We start from the raw sequence: 21,531 nt of genomic DNA on the forward strand, positions 1-21,531 counted from the left end.
AATGCCCTTTAATTCTTTTAGAATCGCTAATAATATTTTTGCTATCTCTGCCTTTGTAGAATACTCAATCACCATAACGCCTCCTCAAAAACTAATTTTATTGATTAAGCATATCCTGCCATCGTTCCTACTTGCCACCATGCCATATCTGAATAATTACCCCATCTGTAAATTGCACCACTTAATGGTGATTCAGCTATGACTAAAAGTCCTGGGTATGGGAACTGCTTCTGTATATCCTCTAATGTTATTGTTTCATCTACTCCAACATCATGTGGCTCTCTATTCCATTTTGGATTTACCACTTCATCATTTAAAATTACAAGAACTGTATCCATACCCATTTTTGAAAAGTATATTTCTTGTGGGTTATCAATTTTCTCCATAATCTCACTCTTCCTTTAACAAAGAATTATTTTATTTGTCAAACCTCTATTAGTAATTCCCAATCTGTAACTTCTACAGAATCTACTATAGTGGTTTCACCCTCTCCTATATCCATGTTTGTAAACACCCTAAGTTGCAATGCTTGTAGCTCTTCATCTGTATATTCACTAAGCATTTCTTTTAACTCAAATGCGTTCATATCTTCATCCTTTCCAAAAAAATTATTTTATTTTTCTCAAATATCTTCCACACATAGGACAATACTTTATTTTCTTGCCATACCATTTATTAGCACTACACACAAGATTTTTGTTAATATCAATGTATACAGAAGGAGCATGTTCAATCAATGGAACTCTATAGTCATTACAGTATACACATCCACCTTTATCCATATTCTTTTCTCCTTTCAACTTGCTAAATTTAGATTCTATTATTCAACCTGTATGTCTCTACATCTTCAACATTATAGAAATTAGGTTTGTATCCATATTTATTTATCCAATTACTAAGCACTTCATTAAGCTTTTCTTCTAGTTCATCTCGATGTTTTCTTTGAACATCATCAAGATATGTTTCAGCATATTCTCCACCATTGTCATATGCATTTTGTTGGATTTCTTCAATAACATCTTCGGCATATATATATGGCTGAAATGTGATTGCTCTTGCCACAAAGAATGAGTCCTTCTCATACTCTCGTGCTTCTGTTTCTCCTTCTTTTATAGCTTCTTCTTTACTATCATATAACTCAAAATAATCTTCTCCGTTCAAACTATAACACCATTTACTCATTTTCATTTCTCCTTTCATTCAACAAAACTTAGATTCTACTTGCTAATCAGCGATTCTATATTCTTAAGCCTTACTTCCACCGTTCCATTCGGATTAGTAATGATTTCTACAGCATCGGGATCATTAAGTATTTGAACAGGTAATTTAATTTCAATGCCAGTATTTGTTTTCAACTTGTGAGTGGTATATTTCTTACCTACTTTATAAGCTTGTTGTAATTCAATAGCCTCTTCTGTTATACCTTGCTCTTCAAGTGTATCCATACAAACGTTTATGATTTCTTCTTTATCACCAAATGTATCATGTAGTACATCCTCTATCATGATGCTACTTGTACTCTCAATGCTTTTAGCCAGGTTACTTTTAGCAAAAGAAAGGGCTTCTATCTTATTCTCAAAGTTTTCCTCAATAGCTTCTGCAATAACCTTTTCTACAACGTTGATTTTCTGTTTTGTAGAAAGTGGTGCTGTACAGCCTAATAGTGTGTGCACATATTTCTCTTTATGAATATCTAGCAAAAGGATATTTAGTGTTTCTAAGTTGATAATAGCTGCCTCTTGAATTTTGCTAGTGCTCTCAGGAAATATACTCTTATGCTTTATGATTTGATTACTCTCTATACTGTGATCCATTGCATGAGTGTATGCTTCTTTATAGTTCAGTTTAATAAATGCCACATATGGTACTGCATCACGTTCAAATTGAGTAACAATCAAGTCACCACTTGGAATGTTTTCAAATGTTTGTAGGTATGCAAAAAATTGCTGAGCCATATCACATGAAAAACTATAAAAATCTTTAATACCGCTTTTAATAACCTCTAGCCATGGCGAGCTGTCTTCAAACACCGCTTTAGCCATGCTATGATTTTCAAATAGACCTACTACATAACTTGTAATATAAGCCTCTGTATCATCTGTTAAGGTTAAGCACTCTTTAGATAACAGTGGTCTATCTAATGGCGTATCTAATGTATGCATAATTACTTTTTTAAACATAATACTCATTTTTATCCTCCGTTCTGGTACCGACATTAATGCCGGCACCAACAATAATTATTTTTATTTATTTTAAATTTTTACTTTTTCATAGCGCATTGACATATTTTTATACTAAAGTATGATTTTTATCAAATAGAGTTTTGTTTATATACTTGTTGGGTTCACTGAGATTGATTCACTTAGTGAACCCTTTATTTTTTACAAAAGTTACTTTTATTAATTAATACATTGAATAACAAAATGCTAACTTTCCTCCGACTACATCCATAATGCTAACTACTACATAATGTACATAACATCCTCCAAATTCCGTTCTATATAACCCATTTAAAATAGGATTATGGATTCTAACTGCTGTATCTCCTATCGCTGTAAAATCTTTAAATCCTATGATTTCTCCAACCACTTCTTTATCATCACTTCTTTGAATTACTTTTAGCTCTTCATCTGATAAGACTTCTACTAGCTCCATCCTTTCCCCTCCATCTCACAAAAATTCACTTTTATTGCTCTACATACTTCTCTTTGTATGCTTCTAAAAATTGCTGCTTCTGCTCTATCCTTCGTCTGCCTGACACGATGTAGGCTTCATATCTTTTGATATCTTCTTGCTCTAAGTTAATTTCGCTCTCCATTTGTTGGATTCCCAACTGCACTAACTCCTGATCGAACAATACTGCTATACATACATCCTTTCCATGTACCCTTTCTAATCGTTTTGCTTCTTCCTCTGTGTAAACCCCTGCATACTTTATTTGTGATGCATATCCGCTACTATTTGGCCCCCACCATGTTGTGTATCCATTATGCTTTGACCATTTAGTACTCTTAACTAAATATATATCCATCCTAACCTCCTCCGTTTCATAAATAATTGATTTTATAAACTATCCACTGCATCCTTTAATCTATCCCAGTAATACCACTGATCTTTAGTCATTTTTGCATCATCCATAACATCTATAAAATCTTTGAGTATTTCGATGACTTGCTTTGAATTTGAGTACTTATCTCTTAACTCTTCAAGTGCTTCTTCTAATTCTCCACACTCATCTTCACAACCACTAAGTTCATCTTCAAGACTTTCTATTTCATCATTTAGTCTTTCAACTTCTTCGCTATTATCAACATAATCTTCAATGAACTCTTTTAAAGCTTCAAAGATATCTTCTGAAACTATATATTTTAAATCTTCCATTTCTCTTACTATGTAGGGCATATCATCTTTCCAAATTATCATTGATATCACCTCACTTTCTAAAAAGTTGATTTGTTTAAACAATTTCTGAGACTGCTTTCAGTATGTCTTTGTGAAATACATTTATGTATGTGCCTTTCATGCCGAGTGATTTAGTTTCAATTACTCCTGTAGCTTCCAACAATTTCAAGGCACTTACTGCAACGCTTTTTGTTACTTTTACATTCTCAACAACTTTCGAAATATTTATAACGCAAGAATCTTCTTCTCCTAATTCATCTACAATGCTTTTAATTGCTTGTATTTCTGAATAACTTAATACTTTATTCAGCCTTTCAATAGCACTCTTCATGTTTTCCCTCCTAAATTTTGATAAACTTTCTTACATTTCGGCTGCTACTGCTTGTAATTCTTCCGCAAATGCTAGTAAATCTGTTTTTGTTAGCCCATTCTCTATTGTTTCAAGCTTTACATCTGCAACCTGATTTTGAATTGTGTATGTACCAAATTCTGCTGCAATCTCTACTGTTCTTTTAACTTCAAATTTACGTTCTTTTGCTGGTACTACTAATACTTTCTTCTCTTCCATTGCTTGCACCTCTTTCTCTTTTTCTATCGTATTACCTTTAGCTATTTCTTTTACATCTTCTTGAAGTTCTCCTGTTGCCTGGTCAGATGTAATTTCTTCTACCTCATTTTCAAATAGCTTGTCCGCAAACTCAGCAGGATTCATTTCAGATAAGTCCTTTGGTTGTTCGTTCTTTTTCTGCATTTTATTCCATGCTGTCTTATAGGTCTCAACAGTCTTTTTACTTACAGAAAGTTCACTAGCAATCTTTGCGCAATCTGTTTCACCTTTATTCAACAATGAAAATACATCTGTTTTTGTACTCACTTCTTTCATCTCCTCATATAAATCTATAATTCTTAATGTTGTTTGCGCGTCTTTTTCAACTTTTTCCCAGTTGATTTTATCTAGCTTCATCCCGTAGCTCCCGCAAAGGTTCATTAATTCTTCAAACTGTAGCCTACTCGCACATACAGCTTCTAGTTTATTTATGACACGCTCTATAAACTGTTCGACTTCTTCTAGAGACCAACCGTATTGTTCTATAAGAGTGACTACACTACCACCCATGTACATATTCAAGGATCTATTTGCTGCTTCTAGTCTTATCTCATCTATTTCCTTTTCTACGACCTTGTGTACATCCTTGTAGGGGATACTAGCTACAGGCGGCTTAAATGCTATAGGCTTATTTTTAATGCCATTTTTCTTAGCCTCTTCTCTTCGTTGTTTCCTGTTCATTACGTTACCACCTTTCTGTCTTAGATAAATTCAAATCTTAATTTAGCCACAGGCATGTATCCGTCTCTCTTACTTAAAGCTTTTCTTAATGCCTTTACAGATATAAAGTTATCCGAAGCTGCATCCTCCATATTGTTGTATGTTTCTATAAGTTCACCTGTCTCATAATCTAGCTGCTTAACTTTACGTTTGGTATTATTTACCCTCTCTTCTGCGTACTCAAATCTTAGCTTTTTAATAGGCATAATACCGTTTTTCTTTTCGATTGCATGCCATATATTATAGAGACTTATCCCAAACTCATCACATGCTTCACTTAAGCTACTAAATGTCCTAATGACTTTTCCTGTTTCATAATCTAACTGATTAAGCTTTCTTGTTTTACCCACCTCTACGCCTCCTTACTTAAACCGAAGTTGTAGCTCTCCAAACTCGTCTACAACTTCGATATATTCTACTTTTTTTCACTACATGTAACTTGGTTGAGTTTCTTATACATCTCAATCCAATCATCCAGGCTCATTGTTACAATCCATTTTTCTCGGTCTTTTCTATGCATAACTACAGGCACTTCATTTTCTTTACAGTCATTTTCAGCCTGTGTTAGTGCGTTGTATATATTAAGTTTTTCAACACGTTTACATTCAATATGTATACCAGGTAGACCAACAACGTCAGCATCACCATTAGCTCCACAATACTGTTGACCTCTGCGTGTACTAAATCCATGTTCTTTTAATAGATTAGAAAGTTCACGTTCTCCTCTGGCACCTTTTGCTCTACTATTTTTCATTTAAATACCTTCTTCCAGAACGACTTTTTAGGTTGCTCTTTAAGATTATTTTCAAGTTGCTTTTTATGCTGCATTAAATCATAAGAGTAATTCTTCTCAATTTCTAATGCATGTTTCAAACTTTTATTCTCTGTAGAAAGTTGCTCATTTTCTTTGTAAAGTTGACGTATTGCCCTAGCCTGATTTTTAAGCCTTTGTTTATTACTTAGAGGCTTGTATGTACAAGCCTTTTTCTTCATTCGTTTATTCACGATAAGTCCCCCTTATTTAACTTTTGCTGAGTTCTCGCATACACATCACGAAGCATTCCACATTGCCTTATGTTATAATCAATCCTACTATCATCTGTTATAGGACCATATTCTATTTGAGGTATACCTTGTTTAGTATCTAATGCAAGTAACGCCTCTTGTTGTTTGGTCTCTAACCTAATCTGGTCTATTTGATTTCCTAATTTAGGCCCTAATGATAGTTCTTTTGTTACTCTTTTATTAACAGCCTCCATAGTCCTTATAAACTGCCCTCTAAGTACATCTGGTTTTTCAGCTTGGCTTATGGCTTTAATACCACCTATCCATTTAACAGCTTCTTGGACTTGCCTTGGTAATTCATTCATAGCTGCATCAGTAGAATAAATACCACCATGTTTGTTAATAGCTTGTACAACGATTCCCCAAGCTTGCTCTGCATCCACTAGATCAGGAAGTAATAACTCAGTGTATACCGCTCTTATTTCTGCAATACTTGGTGCCCACTTAGATGTTTTAGTAAGTTGTTGAGTAGCTATAAAAGCCTTTTCAAATTCTAGGTCAATCAGGCTAGCTACCCAATACCTACTCTCTTTACTGTTAAGCTCTAATTTAAAATTAGGGTAACAAGCTTTTAGCATAACGAGTATATCTTCGCATTGTTCCTTTGTCATATCCTATTCCCCCTCCAAAAACCTCCTCATTGCATCCGTAGAAGGTTCTTTATTCTCTTGTGTATTTGTACTGCTTTTCTCTTTAAACTTCTTCTGAGCTAACTGGTAGCGCTCTAGGGTATTAATTTTTTGCTCAATACATCTATTAAGAATACTCTTAACATAGTTGATATTTTTAACACCATTATTAGCGGTTTCTTGTACAGCCTTTTCTATTAAATCCAATTGAATGCCATCATCTAAATAACTTAGCAATGTTTCTATCTCTATAGAGCTAACTAATCTTCCAAACCCATCTTCTAAAATTTTTTGTATAACGGAAGTATGGTCAGCAGCTACTGCTATACTTTCCTTTACTTTCTCTTTACTTTCCTTTACTTTACTTTGGGGATTATTGTCAGCATTAACGGGGGTTTTTGTAACAATAACTAGGTTTTTTGTTGCAGAAACCTCACTTTCACTTAAAAGTAAGTAATCTTGATAGATTTCTACAGCGCTTCTACGACCTATTGCTAGTAAAAATCTTTGCTGAATGCCATGCGAAGTTAGAATTTTATGTTGTTCATAAAGCCTATTATTAAGCAAATCCCACTTTAAACAGGTAGTTATTACATCATTAACTAGGGTTAATGCTACATTAACTCTCTTTGAGAAGAGTAATTTCTCTTTATCTGACCAGTTAATGTAGTACCCATTCTTATAAATGGCTTGAAGTAATTTAATAAAGATGGCAAACCCCTCAAGTCCATACTCTGCTTCTAAAAGTTCAAGTTCGTCATCTGTACCTGCATATACGTCTAATGGAAAATACTCAAGCCCATCCTTTTTAGGTCTTGCCAAATTATTCACCCCTTTCTAAAAGGGGCATAGGCTTAAGTCAATTTCTAGCCCCTTTTCAGCTATATACGTTGGTTTATTTGTTAAGCTATAGATTTCATCTTTAAACTGTTTAGCATCGCTGTTAGAGTCACTTAGGTGTAATAAAACGATGCTTCTAGTCTTGCTTAAGTCATTCGCTTTAAAAAAGTCTTTACAAGTTTCTAAACTCATATGATCCCTTACTATACGGTCTGCTAAAGCTGGATTAAATCCCTGTTCTACACGTTTATCTAGTATTTCTTTTGAGTAATTGCATTCTACAAGCCAGTGATTAATGTCTTTAAATTTGTACTCAATATAGCCTGTGTCGGTTCCGAATACTAATTGACCTAATTCCTTATGAGTTACTTTAAAACCGTAACAGGGTACATCATGATGATTTTTAAAGGGTATATAGTTAAAGCCACCAAATCTTAAAACTCTTTCATATTGACTGTTTTTAATTGTGTATGGTGTAAATACCTCAATCCCTCTCATTGAGTACTGCCCTGCATAAGCTGCATGGTCCTTGTGTTCATGTGACACTAAGCAACCTACTATCTTCCTATGGTCAACATGCCTTATCAGTTCCTTAAACGGTACCCCGGCTTCAATTACCAGGGCCTCCGTTTCATTTTCTAATATGTAGCTATTTGCCTTTGAGCCAGAAGCTAATACTTTAAGTTTCATAAGCCCCTCCTAAATTGGACACTCATTAGGAGCCACGTCTTTTACTACTGTTGCTGAGACATGTTCTTCTTCTGTAAATGGGACATCTACAAATTCTTTACTTGCTGTCATTTCTTTTTGCTCTTGCTGTACTGGAATTTCTTCATCCGTTGCACCATATGTATCAACTAAATCTCCATCATCACTAGAGTTGATAAGTGTCTTACAAACCCTTGTGATAATCGTTTTCTTACACATTTCATCAGTAAAGTTCTTATGTGCTCCAGAGTTACCCTTTGCATAACCTTGATTCCAGGAGTTCTTAATCTGCTGATAGCTCATATAAACTAAATCTCCTCTTGTACCATCCTTAAAAACTGGAATAGCAAAGGCTCCTGTGATTTTATCTAGATTTACATTTAACGGATTAGGTTTGTATGTCTTAAGTTGCATTGTTAAGTCGTCAAGGTTAAATTCCATTTCAAATTCATCACCTTCATAGATAACAAAAGCCTTTACTTCTTCAAGATCTGCTACACGTTTAGCAATTGCTAACTTACCAAAATAACTTGTCATAAGCTGTAGTTTATCTCCATAGATAACGAAGTAACATTGCTTCTTACTAGGCTCTAGACCCATTTTGACCATATCTAATAAACAGTTCGCTACACTTTCTTTAGTACATACTTCTGTAGCTAATTTGCCTGTTTTATCCTTTGTTTCAGCCAAGATAAGTTGAGCACTCTTAAGTGCATTACCTGCTGCATAAGATTTAGGAAGCACTAAACTGCCAGCTTCTTGGAGCTGCTTTACCTTTCCGAATACTTGCTCTGTAATTTCACTTTGTTTTTTTACTGCTACTTGATTTTCTGACATTCTCTATTCCTCCTAGTTTTTATTAATTTAATGGCATTTGAAATACTGTTCTATCATTTGAATTATTTTCTACAAAGTTTGCTATAATCGCTAGAACTTCTTTTGCTCTATCTAGAGTTTCATAATCTCCTAAATGGATATAGTCCTTACCTAAGGTATTGACTATTCTCCCGCCTTGCCATGCTTTTACTGTTCTGCAAAATGTAAGAGTTGTTTTATCCTGACTTCTAATCCAAATTCCCATTATTCTACCCTCAATTCTTTATCTTTTTCACTTACAATAAGATTGATTACTTGACTATATGTATCTGGTATACTCGTAACACTCTCACGATTATCTAGCCATATAGGGGCATAGAAACCATAATGATTACTTAATACATTGATAATATCTATTCCTGCTGCAACCTTGGCTGCGTTGTTAGCATTGCTAAATGGCACACCATTAATAAGGCTTTCACAACACTCTACCAACCCACCATTAATCTGTTCTTCAAAAAGCTTGAACTTGACTGTTGTAAACTTACTATTGATGTTCTCTTCAAGCATATCGACTTTAGCTTTTGTGAAGTCCTCTACTAAGATTTCTTGCTGCTCTACATCCGCTAAACTTACTTGGAGTTCTTTAAGCTGTTCCCCTAACTCTTTTATGCGTTCCAAAGTCTTTTCTTGGTTATCTGCCTTAGTAATTGTTAAATTGTAGAGCGCTATATCCTTCTGAGCTATCTTAATTTCTTCCTTAATCTTAGAGGTATCTAACTGATTAAAGGATGCTACTGCTTGTTTAAGTTCATCTATTTGAGCATCTATTTCAGATGTATCACATACAGTTTGTTCAATGGGTTCTGCAAGTTTTTCTTCTAAGTCAGCTAAACTTTTATTAATAATCACTACCTCTTGAGCTATGCCTTCAAATAGTTCCGCGCAACGAGCAATTTCATTATTATTACTAGCAATAGATGCTTTCTTACTATTTGCCAAGTTAACGACTCTTTCTTGTCTTACAGCCTTTTCTCGCTCATATTTAACGAATAATTCTTGTACTTTATCCGCTGGTAAGTCTTGGCCACATGTAGGACAAATAGCTTTGTGCTCATCGAAAGTTTCTTCTGCTATACGTTGCCACTCTTCACGGTGCTCATTTACTTGTCCTTCTAGTAGCACATTGTCTTGCTTCTTAATTTCGATTATCTTTACAAGCCTATCTTGCTCAATCTGCTTACTATTAAGCGTTGATTTAAGTTGAGCATATTGGTCTTTTAGCTTACCTTGTTCTCCATATAGCTGTTTGTTATGCTCTCTAATTATCTCTTCTTTTGTTCGTTCAAGTGATAATATGAGTTTTTGTTTATCTCGCACCACTTCAAACGCTTTCTCTGAAGCTTCAAGCTGCTGTTCAAAGTCTTGGATAGCCTGTTCTTTTTTGGCAATCTTTAATAATGCCACTTCTTTATCCAAGCTTTCATCTATGCCTCTTCTTAATTCATCTATGCGCGGTGGAATATCCTCTATATCCTTCTTAAGCTTCTTCTTAGTTGCTGCTAGAGATTTTTTGAACTCATCTACATCTTTTCCATTAAGACGTTGTTGAAGCTTATCATATCCAGGAACACTCACATCATTAATTGTCCCACATACTTCAAATAGAATTTTTCTCTTGTCTTGCCATTTCATAGCTTCAAAAGTTAAAGGGTTAGTCAGTAACTTGAATGTTTTTTCCTTGATAATTTCATCAACATATTTCTGATACTCTGACTTTTTACAAGGAACTCCATCTATGTAATAAGTAGTTTCATGCCCACTAAACTCTTGTTCGGCTTGTCCACGTTTCTTAACCCATTTTTCCTTATACACTTTAGATAGGCTAAAAGTTTTACCATCAAATTCAAACTCTGCAGATACTTCAGTATTTAAAAAGTGAATAGGTTCATTGTTTTCTGCTAAAGGCTTAATTTCAAAATCTTTTCTGTCTTGGCTATCTTTATCAAATAATAACCACATAAAAGCATCGGCTACTGTAGTCTTTCCGGTTGCATTCGCACCATATAATTTAGTTTCTGTGCGTTCAAAAAGAATTTTTTTCTCCTTTATACCCTTGAAATTTTTCATTTCTAAAACTTTTAACACAAGTTTCATATCTTCTCTTCTCCTTTTATGGTATAATTAATCCGATAATTTATTTTTTATCCGCATCAGTTTTGCTTTGGTCGGCTACTGGTGCGTTTTTCATTGTATCTAATGCTCTTTTGTAAACTGCTGCTTCATGAATAAGTTCCTGAATAGCTAACTCAATATTGCCAATGATAACTTGTAATGAGTAATGAATATCTCCTATTGGCTCGTTGTTCTTAATCATCTTCCAAGTATCTTCTTTGTATCTAGTTACCCATGCAAGTTGTTCTTTTGCCTCTTCTGATTCTTCTAACGCAAGCCCCCACATTTCGTGGTAATTACTCATGCTACCCCAGCGATTAATATTAAATGCTGTTTGGTCATGAATTAAGTTCTTAATCATATCTCTGATATATTGGTCCTTTTCTTCTTTTGTTAATTCTTCCATCTAATCATCACCTTTCTTCTTTTCTTCATTTCTAGCTATATATGACGCACCTAACATAGAAGCTACGCCTAATAGAAATCCAAAACCGAGTATTATGGTATATTCCATTAATCATCAAGCCTCACTTTTCTAACATATTGGCCATCTTCTTTAATGAGCTTGTACCCACTTCCTGTAAGTCTATGAATTATAATCATATCTGTAGGCAAATCTCTTTCTACTAACCAGTTGTCATAGTTTAAACCTGCATCTGCTATTAGTTTCTTTTGCCTAACTGTTGGAGCCTTGCCGTGTTTCACTCTTCTTCCTCCTCTTCCTGTATTTTTAAATCTTTCATTGACTTTTCCAATGCTGCTAAAATGTCACCAATCTTACCTTTAGCAATAAAAGTTAATCTTGACATACTTTAATAATCCTCCCTAAAAAAATTACAGTCTCTATAATTTTTTGTAATAATATTAGCTAGCCAGAATATACTTGATAGTGTAAAACTCTGTACTTTTTTATGAAAAAAGCGCAAAAAAATAAAGAGTCATCTTTTGTACGAAAGAATTAATCTATTTTGTCACTTTCATCCTCTACCTCTATAGGTGTATATCCTGCCATCTTTAGCATTCTAATTTGAACTTCTGTAGAAAATTCAAGTTTTTCCTCATAGCTCAATTCATCAAAAGGTACATCGTTTAAATATGATATTACTTTCATTATGTATCCCCTCCTAATACATATTATTAAATACACAGCTTGTCCTATTACACCTTTTTAAGTTAATCTCATTTGTGCATTAGCACCTTTAATCATTAACTGTAGCTCTTCGTTTGGCTCCCATTGAGGAATAATTTCCTTTGCCCTTTCAAAATCTTTAACTGCGATATTTTTATATGAATTGACTTCGAATACATTTCTAAGCCATCTGTGAAGTTGGCTAAAAGCTTTTTTTGATACTTTCCTATTTTTATAAGCTGGGGCATCTGCTCCGCCCAATACACTAATTACCTTTTTGGATACAAGTGCCTGTATATCATTTTGTTGTCCATAATCAATAGTCATGGTATTTTCAAGTTTAGTAATTCTACTATCCATTTCCTGTTGCTTATGGTCTATTGCAAATATGGCTTGTAGTTCTTTGGATAAATGACTATATGTATTTTGTTGTTCTTCTCTTAAATGGAAATACTCATCCATTAATTGGTCATGTATCTCCCAAGCTAAATCTGTGTCCATGATTTTGATTAGCTTTGCATATCCTCTTTCTGATAGGAGATAGATGTGTTCAGCTTGAGTTATTGCTTGTTTGGAGTAACTTAATTCTGTTAAATCCAACGTGTGGGTGTCGCCCACGCCTTTCTTTAAGTCAATAAAATCAATGCTTTCCTTAAATCGTTTCAAGTTATCCTTTATTAACCTTCTAACTTCTCTTGCTTCTGTATTATGTATTTCAGCTACCATCTTATCGGTAACTACTTTACAGTTTTCTCCAAACCCACCTAATACTACAGGGATTTCTTTTCCCATAAATTGCTGTGTTCCTTGTACTTTAACTAATGCATTCTTTGGCATTTTGATTCTCCTCCTCTAATACTTGTCCACTTTTTATGTAGATGAACTTCATCATCTACTAATGTGATTTATATCATTTATATGTAAAACTTTTTCTTTTGTACATTGAGGGATGTCTGTATTACCCTAAGTAGTTTGTTCCTTTTCACCTATGTACTTAAGTCCCATATGGGTTTCAAATGATTTTTTAACCTTATCATTTAGTGCTTTAAGTTCTTGAGGGGAAGCTTCTTCAAAAGGCTTGACTTTATTATCTACTTCTAGTAAAAAGATATATTTCATATAATCACCCCCATATCAATATATTCAGGTCACATTTTGTCCTATTAGCATTTTTACGATTTATTTGCATACATCCACTAGATATTGCGTATACGCAAGATTTATACAAAAAAATATTCCATCGGATTATCTATTTCTAAAATATCAATAAGCTTTTGTGCCTCTGCTACAGTAATCTTTGAACCATCACTATAATTAATCTTTCTATTTATAGTAGATGTATCCACTCCGAATTTTTTTGCCAATAATTCCTGTGTATACCCCAACTCTACCATTCTACCTTTAATCTTATTTACATTCATTTTCATACTCCTTTCATATTTTTTCTTGCTTATTCGCAAGTTCTATTGATACTTTACGACAATTTTCTTGTTACGTCAATAATTATTTTTGCGTTTATGCAAGTTTTTATTTGCATCATACGCAAAAATATAGTATACTCAATACGTGAAAGGTGGTTTTGTAATGACTACAAGCGTAAATAAATTAATAAAAAAACGTCGCTTAGAATTAGGACTAACATTAAAAGATGTTGCCAATGCCTTAAATGTTGCTGAATCTACTGTCTCTAGATATGAAAGTAAGGATATTCAAAATATGGGGATAGACAAAATAAAGGAATTAGCCAATGTCCTACAATGCTCTCCTGGCTTTCTTATGGGATGGGAAGATTCAGTTACCATTAAAGCAACTAATAATAGTCTCTCTCTCTCTCAAAATGAAAAAGAGCTAGTAAAAAAATATCGAGTTCTAGATGAAAAAGGGCAGCATACAGTAAATACTGTGTTAGATATGGAGCATAATCGTTGCACTAATGACTATTTAATACCAATAGCAGCTCACAATGATAATATTACTAACGAAGAACTAGAACTAATTAATCAAGATTTGGCTGATATGGATAACTGGTAATAGTTTTAGGGGAGGTTTAGTCTTGTATTTACATGAATACTTACTTGATGAAGGACACAAACTTGGCCTTGATATAAGAGAAAAAAAATTACATTCTAATTCAGAAGCTCTATGCAAAGGGAGAAAAATAGCTTTAAACTCACATATACTTAAAACATCTGTTCAAAAGCGATGTTATTTAAGCGAGGAGATATGGCATGCAAAAGCTACTGTAGGGAATATAACAGATATTAGAAATATTAATAATTTGAAGCAAGAACGTTTTGCAAGGAAATGTTCCTTTAACGATTTAGTTCCACCAGATAAAATTGTGCAAGGATTACTTAATTATTGCTTAAATTTACAAGATATGTGTGAGTACTTACATGTAACAGAAAATTACTTCTGTGAAGCAATTGATTATTATAAACAAAAGCATGGTCTATATTATAGATGCAAAGACTACACATTATATTTTGAACCTTTGTCCGTTATAGGTTCATCAAAAGGAGTGATTTAGATGACAGCAGCTTTATATATACGAGTTTCTACTGATGAACAATTAGAGTTTTCACCAGATGCTCAAAAACGTGCATTAATTGAATATGCAAAGAAAAATAATTATCAAATAGACGACCATTATATATTTATAGATGAAGGGATAACTGGTACTTCTGCTAAAAAAAGACCAGCCTTTCAAAATATGATAGCTATGGCAAAGAAAAAGCCAAAACCCTTTGATGCTATTTTAGTTCATAAATTTGACCGTTTTGCACGTTCCAGGGAAGACTCTGTAGTATACAAAAGCCTTCTCCGTAAAGAATGTGGCATAAAAGTGATATCTATAACAGAACAACTAGAAGATGATAAGTTTAGTGTCATTCTTGAAGCTATGTTGGAAGCTATGGCTGAATACTACTCTCTTAACTTATCAGATGAAGTTATAAAGGGAATGACAGAAAAAGCTCGTAGGGGTGGCGTACAATCAAAACCCATTCTAGGTTATGATATTGTAGATAATAAAAGGGTTGTCAACAAAGAAGAGGCTGAAATCATAAAAAAAATATATGACATGTGCATAAATGGACAATCTATAGGCTCAATAGCTAAGCATTTAAATATGTTAGGTATTAAGAGCAAAACAGGTAGCCCTTTTGAGGCACGAAGGATAAAATATATAATTCAAAACCCTGCTTACATTGGTGTGACACGTTGGAACTATACACATTGTCAAGGTTCTAGGATAGTTGTAAAACCTGAAAGTGAATGGATAACCGTAGAAAATACACATGAACCTATTATTTCTCAACAAACTTGGAATGAAGCACAAAAAGTTTTAGGAACATGGCATAAAGATGTAAAACCACGAAGCACGGAGTATATCCATTGGTTAGGTGGTATTCTTAGATGTTCTGACTGCAACGGAACATTAGTTTATAAGACAGCTCGCTTCAAACGAAAAGATGGAAGTATAAGAAACGCTGACGGCTATCAATGCAGTAGATATAAAGTAGGCTCATGTAATACAAGTAACTATATAAAGATTAAAGATGTTGAGGATCATATTATTAAAACATTAACTTCTACACTAGACATTGTAAATGAGACTTGGTCATTAAAAGGGTTAAATATAGAATACGAAAATAAAGATGATGAAATTGAACTTTATAAAACTCAATTGAGTAAACTAAATCAGAAATTAGAACGTGCTAAAAAAGCATATTTAAATGATATTGATACACTTGAAGAATATAAAGCAAATAAAGAGATGTTTCAAAAAGAAATAAGTGAAATAACAAACCTGATTAATACTCATAGCAATAACGATACAAACCCTCAAAAGGTTGCTGAATTTAAAGATAAGCTTGTAACAGCCATTGAAGCTGTAAAAGATGATAGTATAAGTGTTATGTCTAAAAACATAGTGCTAAAAACTTTTATAAAATCTATCATTTACAATAAACGTGAAGATACTTTAACTACTATTTTTTATATTTAAAATCGTTGCCTTAAAATGCATTTAGGTTCTCCAATAGGTGGACACATTGCAGTTGCTTCAAGCTTCGTCATTGTGTCACATGGATGACATATATCACAAACACCTGCATTAGGTGCTTTGAAAAATCTTGTGTCTGTATTTGAACATTTGCTCATAATTCCAAACCTCCTACATGTTTGCTAAGGTGGGTCATAAAAATGTCGTTTTCAATACTATAATATGGAAAATCTATGAGGATGGTGACATTTATGTATAATTTAATTTTAAAATCAATATGATGGTATAAAGTACTTCTATAGGGAGGTTCCTTTATGCCTTTTTTATTTCGTACATCTACACGCTTCATCATTGTAGATGAAAAACCTAGACAAGGAATTTTTTATCAAATTTATGACAAAGAGGGTTTCTTACGCCCTGCACTTATTCATCCTAGCAGTGCATTAACTTATAGTGCTACACTAGATCATCATGATAATCTTCACGTAGTTGTCCAAAATACAAATCATCAGACTGCCTACTATCATTCCTTTGAAACTTCACCTACTAAACGTACTGTTTTAGAAGATACTAAAAATATGTATCAATTTGAAAATATGTCTATTCAAATACTTGGTGAAACGCCACACCTTTTCTATACTGTTATACATCCTAATGGAAATGGACGTTCTCTTGTCCATCAATCTTTAAATGCAGCCTCTCCTATGGCTACACATCTTATTACAAATTTACCTTTAAATTGTCAACTTTCCTATTATGTAGTGGAGGATACTCTCTATATTCTATACCCACTCTATGAAGAAGGTTACACCTTAAATTGTCTCACCTTCACGGAAAATGCTTATGATTCTAGAACTTTAGTTCGTTCTAATATTCCTATTAGTGATTGGAATGTGTGTTTACATGGTCAAAAACTATATGTTTTATTTACAACAGATACCTATGGACATCCTGCCTTTCACCTGCTAGATACTTTAACACTTAAAGATCTAGCTCTGCCACTTCCTGTAACTGCTACTTCACCTTCTCTCCTTAGCTATCTAGATTGTCTCTGGATTCACTATAAAGATGGTGATAAACTTTATACACTCTTTGGTTTGCCTGAGCAAGAAATGTTTAGTATACCCGTTATAAGTAGTCTTCAACTCCCTGCTACACTCTATGACTATTACAGCCTTGACCATAATAGTTTTAATGCTTCTAAAGTATATGCTAATTTAATGAGTACACTTAGACTAGCTACACTTTCTTCTATTGATATAAAAGAAATTCATCCTGACTTATCCCCTAATCTTGAACTTTCTTTGCTACTAGAAGGGCTCTCCTTAGTGAGTCGCTCTCCCGCACCATCTCGAACCTCTACACCTATGCCAACTCCGCCCCCTCTATCTACTATACCTCCTATCCCTACTGCACCAACAACCTCTATGCCTACACCAAGTAGCAGTCCTCTTTCACCACCTGCACCTGCTGCCGTTCCAACTGTACGCTCTGTGGCACAGGCAGCTAAAGATTTTATGCAAGAAGGTAATTTTTTTGAACCTTAAAAGAAGCTACAAAAAAGGGACCATTGCTCATGCAACAGTCCCTTTTTATTTTATTCGATCACTTTTTTAGCTGTAGGAAGCATCTTAGCGTATTTATTATACTTCTCTCCATACTTAATCATCCCAAAAGTAAGTGCCATAAGTCCTAGCCCTAGTGCAATAGCAATACCCTCTGAAAATTTATAACCAATCCCTACTCCTAGGATAAGGCCAATAAGTGGTAGCCCATACATAATAAAAGTTGCCTTCATAAAGGAATGCTGCTCTACATCTACTTCTACCTGGTCACCAACTTGACTTTTACATCCATTGACACATTTTAGCGTGCACTTTTTAACTTCACCTAACACTTCACAGGCATGACACTCACCACACATGTCCTGTCGTTCTATAGACACAATGACATAGTCTTCCTCTACCTTCTCTACTGTTCCAATAGGCATCAATCTTCCTCCTCATCAGAACGCTCTTTAGGTTTTATAAAGCTTCTTACAATAAGTATAAGACCAATAAGAACAACTGCAATAGCTGTAAAGTTAAATAAAATTAATCTTGATACTTCACCAAGCCCCAGTGTAATCATAATAATTCCTATAATACCTAATACAAGGGATGGTATACCTGACCACGCCTCCCGATCATAAAGGAAAATAACTAGAAAGCCTAAAGCTGTAAAGATAAAGCCCATGCCTACAATCATAGAAAAACCATTTAACACATCTGCTGTAATAAGCAGTATGAAAATTCCCCATGATGTAAGGAGTGCACCTGGCACTAAATAAGCAAGAAATTTCTTTGCTATAAAAGCTACCATAAACATAAGTCCAGGTATTAAAAATACACCTGCTAAATAGTTCCATCCAATAAGCCATTTATCTAAAATAAGTAGTAATCCGTTAAAAATAAAGAAACTCGAAATCATAAGTACATAAAACTTTTTGTTCCTTAAATAAGCTACAAAAATAACAGTACCTATAATTAAATTAATATACTGACTAAAGAGTTCCCCAGGTAATAATCCATTTAAATCTAAGAAACATACAATACCGCCTAATACTAAAAGTAGTCCAATATAAAGCCCTATATTACTTTCTTTCCTCATGGTCTTACTCCTTTCTTTCCCACACTTTGTGAGAATATTCTCTCTACATCATTATATAGTAAGTAGAACTTAATCACAATAGCCTAAACTAAAGCCTTGCCTCTCCACTTGCCTTGTTTCCATCTTCTATAAACAAGTACACCTCTTAAAAGTTCGTCCATTGCCATGGCCATCCATACACCTACTAACCCCATGCCTAGTATAATGCCAAATATGTAAGAAAGTAATGCAGCTACCCCCCACATCGAAATAATACCAATTGTAACAGGATATTTAATATCTCCTGCCGCATGCATGGAGCGAATAATAACAAGATTAAACGTTCTACCTAGTTCTAAGAAAATCTCAATAAACATAATCTGCTTACCTAGTGCAATCATGACAGGGTCATTTGTAAACCAACTAAAAATAAAATCACTGCATAGAAATACAATAACTGACATAATCAGAGATACAAGAACTGTAGGCTTAAGGGTCTTCATAACCAATTCGTCTGCATCATCAATATCGCCTGCTCCTACTAAATGCCCTACAATAATCTGAGTCGCTGTAGAAATAGCCGAAGCATAAACAAAAGAGAAGTTTGCAATCATATTACTATAAACACGTGTTGCAATCACATAGGTTCCCATACGATTTACACAGGATAAAATCCACATCTGTGCCACATTATAAGAAATAGACTCTCCTGCTGAAGGTAATCCTATTCTTAAAAGGGATTTGAATGTCTCTTTTGGAAATGGCCTTAAATACTTTAAGCTAATTTTCGCATTTAATTTCTTATTAAAGATAATCATTACTACAATTAAGCCAATTAACCTACTGATTACACTTGATAAAGCCACACCTGTTACACCTAATTTTGGAATGCCTAATAAACCATTTAAGAAGATAAAGTTTCCTATAATATTAATAAAGTTAATAACAAAAGAAATAATCATAGTCTGCTTCATTAAGCCATTGCTTCTGAAAATAGCAGAATAGGACATAAACACACCTTGTAAAAAGATGAGTCCCCCAACAATAACCATATAAATCGTCGCATCGCTATAAAGCTCTAGTGGCATACCCATCATTTTAAACATAGGCTTGTGCCCAAATACCATTAAAGCACCTAAGATCATACTAAAGAAAAGATTTGTATATGTAGCAAGAGAATAGACCTCCGATACTTTTTCCTGATTATTAGAGCCTAAATATTGCGATACCATAATAGTCGTTGCCATTGTAATAATATTAAATGTAATCAGTAGCAGATTCATAATCTGATTCACATTTCCAATAGCTGCTACAGCATTTTGTGAATATCTACTAATCATCATTTGGTCTACATTACCTATAAGCATTTGTAGCAATAATTCTACTAAAATAGGCCATGTAAGTAAAAATAATGATGTATTCTTGTTAATTCTATCGTGCTGACTCATGTTACCTCCTCATATATGCATTAAAACCGTATTATTATATCAGCTTCCCTTCTGAACTTCTACTCTTTTTATCTATTTTAATTTCTTCGGTTAGGATGTGCTAAGAATTTTTGAACTTTTCTTAACATCCTTTGACATGCTATATGTTCCATTCTAATATACATATTATATATAATTTTATTTTTCTACATAGGCAGGTGTTAAATATGGAAATTTTGTTAGAAAGCTTCCAACAACTTACTCCTAGTCACATCTTTATGCTACTTATCGGTTTTCTACTTATCTACCTCGCTATTGCTAAACAATATGAACCTACACTTCTCTTACCTATGGGATTTGGCGTCATCTTAGTAAACATTCCTCTATCGGGTGCTATTAGCCAACTTTCAGAAGGCAGTGTTGTTCAAGGCATACTGGACCTCCTCTTTAATGCAGGTATTGCAACAGAACTTTTCCCACTTCTTATCTTTATAGGGATAGGCGCTATGATTGACTTTGGGCCGCTACTTGAGAGACCTTCTATGCTATTTCTTGGAGCTGCCGCTCAATTTGGTATCTTCTTCACCCTTATCCTTTCACTTTGCTGTGGTTTTTCTTTACAAGAAGCTGCTTCTATCGGTATTATCGGTGCTGCTGATGGCCCAACTTCTATCTTTGTAGCAAGTCAGCTTTCACCTTCTCTTTTAGGTCCTATTTCTGTTGCTGCCTACTCCTACATGGCCCTTGTACCGCTTATTCAGCCTATGGCTATTAAATGGGTCACAACAAAAAAAGAACGTTGTATACATATGACTTACACTTCTAAGCCTGTTTCAAGAAAGGCTAAACTTCTTTTCCCTATAGTGGTTACTTTAGTCTCTGGCTTTATTGCACCACATTCTATTCCACTTATTGGTTTCCTTATGTTTGGCAACTTATTACGTGAAAGTGGTGTGGTTAACCGCCTAAGTGAAACGGCTCAAAATGAACTCGTTAATATTGTCACCATTCTTTTAGGACTTTCTATCGCTTCTACTATGAAGGCTGACACCTTTTTAACCCCTAGTACTATTCTTATCATTGGTATGGGACTTATCGCCTTTATCTTTGATACTATAGGTGGTGTGCTTTTCGTTAAAGTGATTAACTTGTTTAGAAAAGAAAAAATCAATCCTATGGTAGGTGCTGCTGGTATTTCTGCCTTCCCTATGTCTGCACGTACTATTCAAAAACTCGCTAAAGAAGAAGATCCACATAACTTTATTCTTATGCAAGCTGTAGGCGCTAATGTAGCTGGTCAGGTAGCTTCTGTTATTGCAGGAGGTCTCATATTAGCACTTTTACTCTGATAATTTTTATTGCATTCTAAAAGGAGGTAT

At 34.1% G+C, this 21,531-nt stretch carries 35 protein-coding genes; 5 read left to right on the plus strand and 30 right to left on the minus strand.

Annotation, left to right across the window (positions count from 1 at the left end):
• Positions 1-104: 104 nt before the first annotated feature.
• The 26 genes from H8718_RS10415 to H8718_RS10540 form a co-directional block, all read right to left on the minus strand.
• Positions 105-386, minus strand: coding sequence for a hypothetical protein (locus H8718_RS10415; protein ID WP_249332832.1), 282 nt, complete (start codon positions 384-386; stop codon positions 105-107).
• Positions 387-424: 38 nt separating this feature from the next.
• On the minus strand, positions 425-586 hold the full coding sequence (locus H8718_RS10420; protein WP_249332833.1) for a hypothetical protein: 162 nt from the start codon (positions 584-586) through the stop codon (positions 425-427).
• A gap of 22 nt (positions 587-608) precedes the next feature.
• The gene (locus H8718_RS10425; protein WP_249332834.1) at positions 609-782 is read right to left on the minus strand and encodes a hypothetical protein; all 174 of its coding nucleotides are present in this window, start codon (positions 780-782) and stop codon (positions 609-611) included.
• Positions 783-810: 28 nt separating this feature from the next.
• Entirely contained in the window at positions 811-1,182 is a 372-nt protein-coding gene (locus H8718_RS10430) for an SPFH domain-containing protein (protein WP_249332835.1), read from the minus strand.
• Between the two features lie 35 nt (positions 1,183-1,217).
• The gene (locus tag H8718_RS10435) at positions 1,218-2,189 is read right to left on the minus strand and encodes a nucleoid-associated protein (protein WP_249332836.1); all 972 of its coding nucleotides are present in this window, start codon (positions 2,187-2,189) and stop codon (positions 1,218-1,220) included.
• 214 nt (positions 2,190-2,403) lie between these two features.
• On the minus strand, positions 2,404-2,655 hold the full coding sequence (locus H8718_RS10440; RefSeq protein WP_249332837.1) for a hypothetical protein: 252 nt from the start codon (positions 2,653-2,655) through the stop codon (positions 2,404-2,406).
• A 31-nt stretch (positions 2,656-2,686) separates the two neighbouring features.
• Complete coding sequence (locus tag H8718_RS10445; RefSeq protein ID WP_249332838.1) at positions 2,687-3,031, minus strand: hypothetical protein; 345 nt, start codon at positions 3,029-3,031, stop codon at positions 2,687-2,689.
• A 32-nt stretch (positions 3,032-3,063) separates the two neighbouring features.
• The gene (locus tag H8718_RS10450; RefSeq protein ID WP_249332839.1) at positions 3,064-3,423 is read right to left on the minus strand and encodes a hypothetical protein; all 360 of its coding nucleotides are present in this window, start codon (positions 3,421-3,423) and stop codon (positions 3,064-3,066) included.
• Between the two features lie 34 nt (positions 3,424-3,457).
• Positions 3,458-3,733, minus strand: a complete 276-nt coding sequence (locus H8718_RS10455) for a hypothetical protein (protein ID WP_249332840.1) — start codon at positions 3,731-3,733, stop codon at positions 3,458-3,460.
• Positions 3,734-3,763: 30 nt separating this feature from the next.
• A complete protein-coding gene (locus tag H8718_RS10460; protein ID WP_249332841.1) occupies positions 3,764-4,690 on the minus strand; it encodes a hypothetical protein in 927 nt (308 codons plus the stop codon).
• Between the two features lie 20 nt (positions 4,691-4,710).
• Positions 4,711-5,079, minus strand: coding sequence for an NUMOD1 domain-containing DNA-binding protein (locus tag H8718_RS10465; protein WP_249332842.1), 369 nt, complete (start codon positions 5,077-5,079; stop codon positions 4,711-4,713).
• Positions 5,080-5,144: 65 nt separating this feature from the next.
• The gene (locus H8718_RS10470) at positions 5,145-5,483 is read right to left on the minus strand and encodes a putative PDDEXK endonuclease (protein ID WP_249332843.1); all 339 of its coding nucleotides are present in this window, start codon (positions 5,481-5,483) and stop codon (positions 5,145-5,147) included.
• Positions 5,480-5,734, minus strand: coding sequence for a hypothetical protein (locus H8718_RS10475; protein WP_249332844.1), 255 nt, complete (start codon positions 5,732-5,734; stop codon positions 5,480-5,482). The genes H8718_RS10470 and H8718_RS10475 overlap by 4 nt, the downstream gene beginning before the upstream one ends.
• Complete coding sequence (locus tag H8718_RS10480) at positions 5,731-6,405, minus strand: replicative helicase loader/inhibitor (protein ID WP_249332845.1); 675 nt, start codon at positions 6,403-6,405, stop codon at positions 5,731-5,733. Before H8718_RS10480 ends, H8718_RS10475 begins: the two co-directional genes overlap by 4 nt.
• A gap of 3 nt (positions 6,406-6,408) precedes the next feature.
• Positions 6,409-7,245 (minus strand): Lin1244/Lin1753 domain-containing protein, encoded by an 837-nt coding sequence (locus tag H8718_RS10485; RefSeq protein ID WP_249332846.1) that lies wholly within the window; start codon positions 7,243-7,245, stop codon positions 6,409-6,411.
• 15 nt (positions 7,246-7,260) lie between these two features.
• Positions 7,261-7,953, minus strand: a complete 693-nt coding sequence (locus tag H8718_RS10490) for an MBL fold metallo-hydrolase (protein ID WP_249332847.1) — start codon at positions 7,951-7,953, stop codon at positions 7,261-7,263.
• A gap of 9 nt (positions 7,954-7,962) precedes the next feature.
• The gene (locus H8718_RS10495; RefSeq protein WP_249332848.1) at positions 7,963-8,808 is read right to left on the minus strand and encodes a RecT family recombinase; all 846 of its coding nucleotides are present in this window, start codon (positions 8,806-8,808) and stop codon (positions 7,963-7,965) included.
• Between the two features lie 22 nt (positions 8,809-8,830).
• On the minus strand, positions 8,831-9,052 hold the full coding sequence (locus H8718_RS10500; protein WP_249332849.1) for a hypothetical protein: 222 nt from the start codon (positions 9,050-9,052) through the stop codon (positions 8,831-8,833).
• Positions 9,052-10,944, minus strand: a complete 1,893-nt coding sequence (locus H8718_RS10505; protein ID WP_249332850.1) for an AAA family ATPase — start codon at positions 10,942-10,944, stop codon at positions 9,052-9,054. Before H8718_RS10505 ends, H8718_RS10500 begins: the two co-directional genes overlap by 1 nt.
• A gap of 40 nt (positions 10,945-10,984) precedes the next feature.
• Positions 10,985-11,368: a hypothetical protein gene (locus H8718_RS10510; RefSeq protein ID WP_249332851.1), complete on the minus strand. Its 384-nt coding sequence runs from the start codon at positions 11,366-11,368 to the stop codon at positions 10,985-10,987.
• On the minus strand, positions 11,369-11,476 hold the full coding sequence (locus H8718_RS10515; protein ID WP_249332852.1) for a PGF-CTERM sorting domain-containing protein: 108 nt from the start codon (positions 11,474-11,476) through the stop codon (positions 11,369-11,371). It lies immediately after the preceding gene.
• Positions 11,476-11,667, minus strand: coding sequence for a DUF6906 family protein (locus H8718_RS10520; protein ID WP_249332853.1), 192 nt, complete (start codon positions 11,665-11,667; stop codon positions 11,476-11,478). The genes H8718_RS10515 and H8718_RS10520 overlap by 1 nt, the downstream gene beginning before the upstream one ends.
• 253 nt (positions 11,668-11,920) lie before the next feature.
• The gene (locus H8718_RS10525; protein WP_249332854.1) at positions 11,921-12,073 is read right to left on the minus strand and encodes a hypothetical protein; all 153 of its coding nucleotides are present in this window, start codon (positions 12,071-12,073) and stop codon (positions 11,921-11,923) included.
• Between the two features lie 57 nt (positions 12,074-12,130).
• Positions 12,131-12,928 carry an ORF6C domain-containing protein gene (locus tag H8718_RS10530; RefSeq protein ID WP_249332855.1) on the minus strand — a complete coding sequence of 266 codons (798 nt, stop codon included), beginning with the start codon at positions 12,926-12,928 and terminating at the stop codon, positions 12,131-12,133.
• A 126-nt stretch (positions 12,929-13,054) separates the two neighbouring features.
• On the minus strand, positions 13,055-13,210 hold the full coding sequence (locus tag H8718_RS10535; RefSeq protein WP_249332856.1) for a hypothetical protein: 156 nt from the start codon (positions 13,208-13,210) through the stop codon (positions 13,055-13,057).
• Positions 13,211-13,311: 101 nt separating this feature from the next.
• Positions 13,312-13,512, minus strand: a complete 201-nt coding sequence (locus tag H8718_RS10540) for a helix-turn-helix domain-containing protein (RefSeq protein ID WP_249332857.1) — start codon at positions 13,510-13,512, stop codon at positions 13,312-13,314.
• Between the two features lie 163 nt (positions 13,513-13,675).
• On the opposite strand from H8718_RS10540, the gene H8718_RS10545 reads away from it, so the two are divergent.
• The 3 genes from H8718_RS10545 to H8718_RS10555 are packed head-to-tail and all read left to right on the plus strand — an operon-like array spanning position 13,676 to position 16,100.
• On the plus strand, positions 13,676-14,122 hold the full coding sequence (locus tag H8718_RS10545; protein ID WP_249332858.1) for a helix-turn-helix domain-containing protein: 447 nt from the start codon (positions 13,676-13,678) through the stop codon (positions 14,120-14,122).
• A 22-nt stretch (positions 14,123-14,144) separates the two neighbouring features.
• Positions 14,145-14,621: a hypothetical protein gene (locus H8718_RS10550; protein WP_249332859.1), complete on the plus strand. Its 477-nt coding sequence runs from the start codon at positions 14,145-14,147 to the stop codon at positions 14,619-14,621.
• The gene (locus tag H8718_RS10555) at positions 14,622-16,100 is read left to right on the plus strand and encodes a recombinase family protein (protein WP_249332860.1); all 1,479 of its coding nucleotides are present in this window, start codon (positions 14,622-14,624) and stop codon (positions 16,098-16,100) included.
• On the opposite strand, the gene H8718_RS10560 is transcribed toward H8718_RS10555, so the two are convergent.
• Complete coding sequence (locus tag H8718_RS10560) at positions 16,097-16,255, minus strand: hypothetical protein (RefSeq protein WP_249332861.1); 159 nt, start codon at positions 16,253-16,255, stop codon at positions 16,097-16,099. The two genes, H8718_RS10555 and H8718_RS10560, sit on opposite strands and share 4 nt — an antisense overlap.
• A gap of 156 nt (positions 16,256-16,411) precedes the next feature.
• On the opposite strand from H8718_RS10560, the gene H8718_RS10565 reads away from it, so the two are divergent.
• On the plus strand, positions 16,412-17,644 hold the full coding sequence (locus H8718_RS10565) for a hypothetical protein (protein ID WP_249332862.1): 1,233 nt from the start codon (positions 16,412-16,414) through the stop codon (positions 17,642-17,644).
• Positions 17,645-17,694: 50 nt separating this feature from the next.
• Here H8718_RS10565 and H8718_RS10570 read toward each other — a convergent pair whose 3' ends face one another.
• The 3 genes from H8718_RS10570 to H8718_RS10580 form a co-directional block, all read right to left on the minus strand.
• A complete protein-coding gene (locus H8718_RS10570; protein WP_249332863.1) occupies positions 17,695-18,087 on the minus strand; it encodes a SoxR reducing system RseC family protein in 393 nt (130 codons plus the stop codon).
• Positions 18,087-18,746: a hypothetical protein gene (locus tag H8718_RS10575; protein ID WP_249332864.1), complete on the minus strand. Its 660-nt coding sequence runs from the start codon at positions 18,744-18,746 to the stop codon at positions 18,087-18,089. Before H8718_RS10575 ends, H8718_RS10570 begins: the two co-directional genes overlap by 1 nt.
• A gap of 83 nt (positions 18,747-18,829) precedes the next feature.
• Positions 18,830-20,173, minus strand: coding sequence for an MATE family efflux transporter (locus H8718_RS10580; protein WP_249332865.1), 1,344 nt, complete (start codon positions 20,171-20,173; stop codon positions 18,830-18,832).
• A gap of 206 nt (positions 20,174-20,379) precedes the next feature.
• Between H8718_RS10580 and H8718_RS10585 the strand changes: the two genes are divergently transcribed.
• Positions 20,380-21,501, plus strand: a complete 1,122-nt coding sequence (locus H8718_RS10585) for a sodium ion-translocating decarboxylase subunit beta (protein WP_249332866.1) — start codon at positions 20,380-20,382, stop codon at positions 21,499-21,501.
• Positions 21,502-21,531: the final 30 nt, after the last annotated feature.

Origin of the sequence: Zhenhengia yiwuensis (assembly GCF_014384995.1) — a bacterium.
Taxonomy (GTDB): domain Bacteria; phylum Bacillota; class Clostridia; order Lachnospirales; family Cellulosilyticaceae; genus Zhenhengia; species Zhenhengia yiwuensis.

Excerpts from the sequence above, each read along its gene's own strand:
- H8718_RS10450 (WP_249332839.1), bottom strand. The coding sequence starts at position 3,423 with ATGATAATTTGGAAAGATGATATGCCCTACATAGTAAGAGAAATGGAA.
- H8718_RS10580 (WP_249332865.1), bottom strand. The coding sequence starts at position 20,173 with ATGAGTCAGCACGATAGAATTAACAAGAATACATCATTATTTTTACTT.
- H8718_RS10585 (WP_249332866.1), top strand. The coding sequence starts at position 20,380 with ATGGAAATTTTGTTAGAAAGCTTCCAACAACTTACTCCTAGTCACATC.
- H8718_RS10525 (WP_249332854.1), bottom strand. The coding sequence starts at position 12,073 with ATGAAAGTAATATCATATTTAAACGATGTACCTTTTGATGAATTGAGC.
- H8718_RS10570 (WP_249332863.1), bottom strand. The coding sequence starts at position 18,087 with ATGCCTATTGGAACAGTAGAGAAGGTAGAGGAAGACTATGTCATTGTG.
- H8718_RS10505 (WP_249332850.1), bottom strand. The coding sequence starts at position 10,944 with ATGAAACTTGTGTTAAAAGTTTTAGAAATGAAAAATTTCAAGGGTATA.
- H8718_RS10575 (WP_249332864.1), bottom strand. The coding sequence starts at position 18,746 with ATGAGGAAAGAAAGTAATATAGGGCTTTATATTGGACTACTTTTAGTA.
- H8718_RS10515 (WP_249332852.1), bottom strand. The coding sequence starts at position 11,476 with ATGGAATATACCATAATACTCGGTTTTGGATTTCTATTAGGCGTAGCT.
- H8718_RS10530 (WP_249332855.1), bottom strand. The coding sequence starts at position 12,928 with ATGCCAAAGAATGCATTAGTTAAAGTACAAGGAACACAGCAATTTATG.
- H8718_RS10420 (WP_249332833.1), bottom strand. The coding sequence starts at position 586 with ATGAACGCATTTGAGTTAAAAGAAATGCTTAGTGAATATACAGATGAA.
- H8718_RS10545 (WP_249332858.1), top strand. The coding sequence starts at position 13,676 with ATGACTACAAGCGTAAATAAATTAATAAAAAAACGTCGCTTAGAATTA.
- H8718_RS10430 (WP_249332835.1), bottom strand. The coding sequence starts at position 1,182 with ATGAGTAAATGGTGTTATAGTTTGAACGGAGAAGATTATTTTGAGTTA.
- H8718_RS10435 (WP_249332836.1), bottom strand. The coding sequence starts at position 2,189 with ATGAGTATTATGTTTAAAAAAGTAATTATGCATACATTAGATACGCCA.
- H8718_RS10500 (WP_249332849.1), bottom strand. The coding sequence starts at position 9,052 with ATGGGAATTTGGATTAGAAGTCAGGATAAAACAACTCTTACATTTTGC.
- H8718_RS10425 (WP_249332834.1), bottom strand. The coding sequence starts at position 782 with ATGGATAAAGGTGGATGTGTATACTGTAATGACTATAGAGTTCCATTG.
- H8718_RS10445 (WP_249332838.1), bottom strand. The coding sequence starts at position 3,031 with ATGGATATATATTTAGTTAAGAGTACTAAATGGTCAAAGCATAATGGA.
- H8718_RS10540 (WP_249332857.1), bottom strand. The coding sequence starts at position 13,512 with ATGAATGTAAATAAGATTAAAGGTAGAATGGTAGAGTTGGGGTATACA.
- H8718_RS10490 (WP_249332847.1), bottom strand. The coding sequence starts at position 7,953 with ATGAAACTTAAAGTATTAGCTTCTGGCTCAAAGGCAAATAGCTACATA.
- H8718_RS10470 (WP_249332843.1), bottom strand. The coding sequence starts at position 5,483 with ATGAAAAATAGTAGAGCAAAAGGTGCCAGAGGAGAACGTGAACTTTCT.
- H8718_RS10535 (WP_249332856.1), bottom strand. The coding sequence starts at position 13,210 with ATGAAATATATCTTTTTACTAGAAGTAGATAATAAAGTCAAGCCTTTT.
- H8718_RS10480 (WP_249332845.1), bottom strand. The coding sequence starts at position 6,405 with ATGACAAAGGAACAATGCGAAGATATACTCGTTATGCTAAAAGCTTGT.
- H8718_RS10510 (WP_249332851.1), bottom strand. The coding sequence starts at position 11,368 with ATGGAAGAATTAACAAAAGAAGAAAAGGACCAATATATCAGAGATATG.
- H8718_RS10565 (WP_249332862.1), top strand. The coding sequence starts at position 16,412 with ATGCCTTTTTTATTTCGTACATCTACACGCTTCATCATTGTAGATGAA.
- H8718_RS10460 (WP_249332841.1), bottom strand. The coding sequence starts at position 4,690 with ATGAACAGGAAACAACGAAGAGAAGAGGCTAAGAAAAATGGCATTAAA.
- H8718_RS10495 (WP_249332848.1), bottom strand. The coding sequence starts at position 8,808 with ATGTCAGAAAATCAAGTAGCAGTAAAAAAACAAAGTGAAATTACAGAG.
- H8718_RS10560 (WP_249332861.1), bottom strand. The coding sequence starts at position 16,255 with ATGAGCAAATGTTCAAATACAGACACAAGATTTTTCAAAGCACCTAAT.
- H8718_RS10415 (WP_249332832.1), bottom strand. The coding sequence starts at position 386 with ATGGAGAAAATTGATAACCCACAAGAAATATACTTTTCAAAAATGGGT.
- H8718_RS10455 (WP_249332840.1), bottom strand. The coding sequence starts at position 3,733 with ATGAAGAGTGCTATTGAAAGGCTGAATAAAGTATTAAGTTATTCAGAA.
- H8718_RS10555 (WP_249332860.1), top strand. The coding sequence starts at position 14,622 with ATGACAGCAGCTTTATATATACGAGTTTCTACTGATGAACAATTAGAG.
- H8718_RS10440 (WP_249332837.1), bottom strand. The coding sequence starts at position 2,655 with ATGGAGCTAGTAGAAGTCTTATCAGATGAAGAGCTAAAAGTAATTCAA.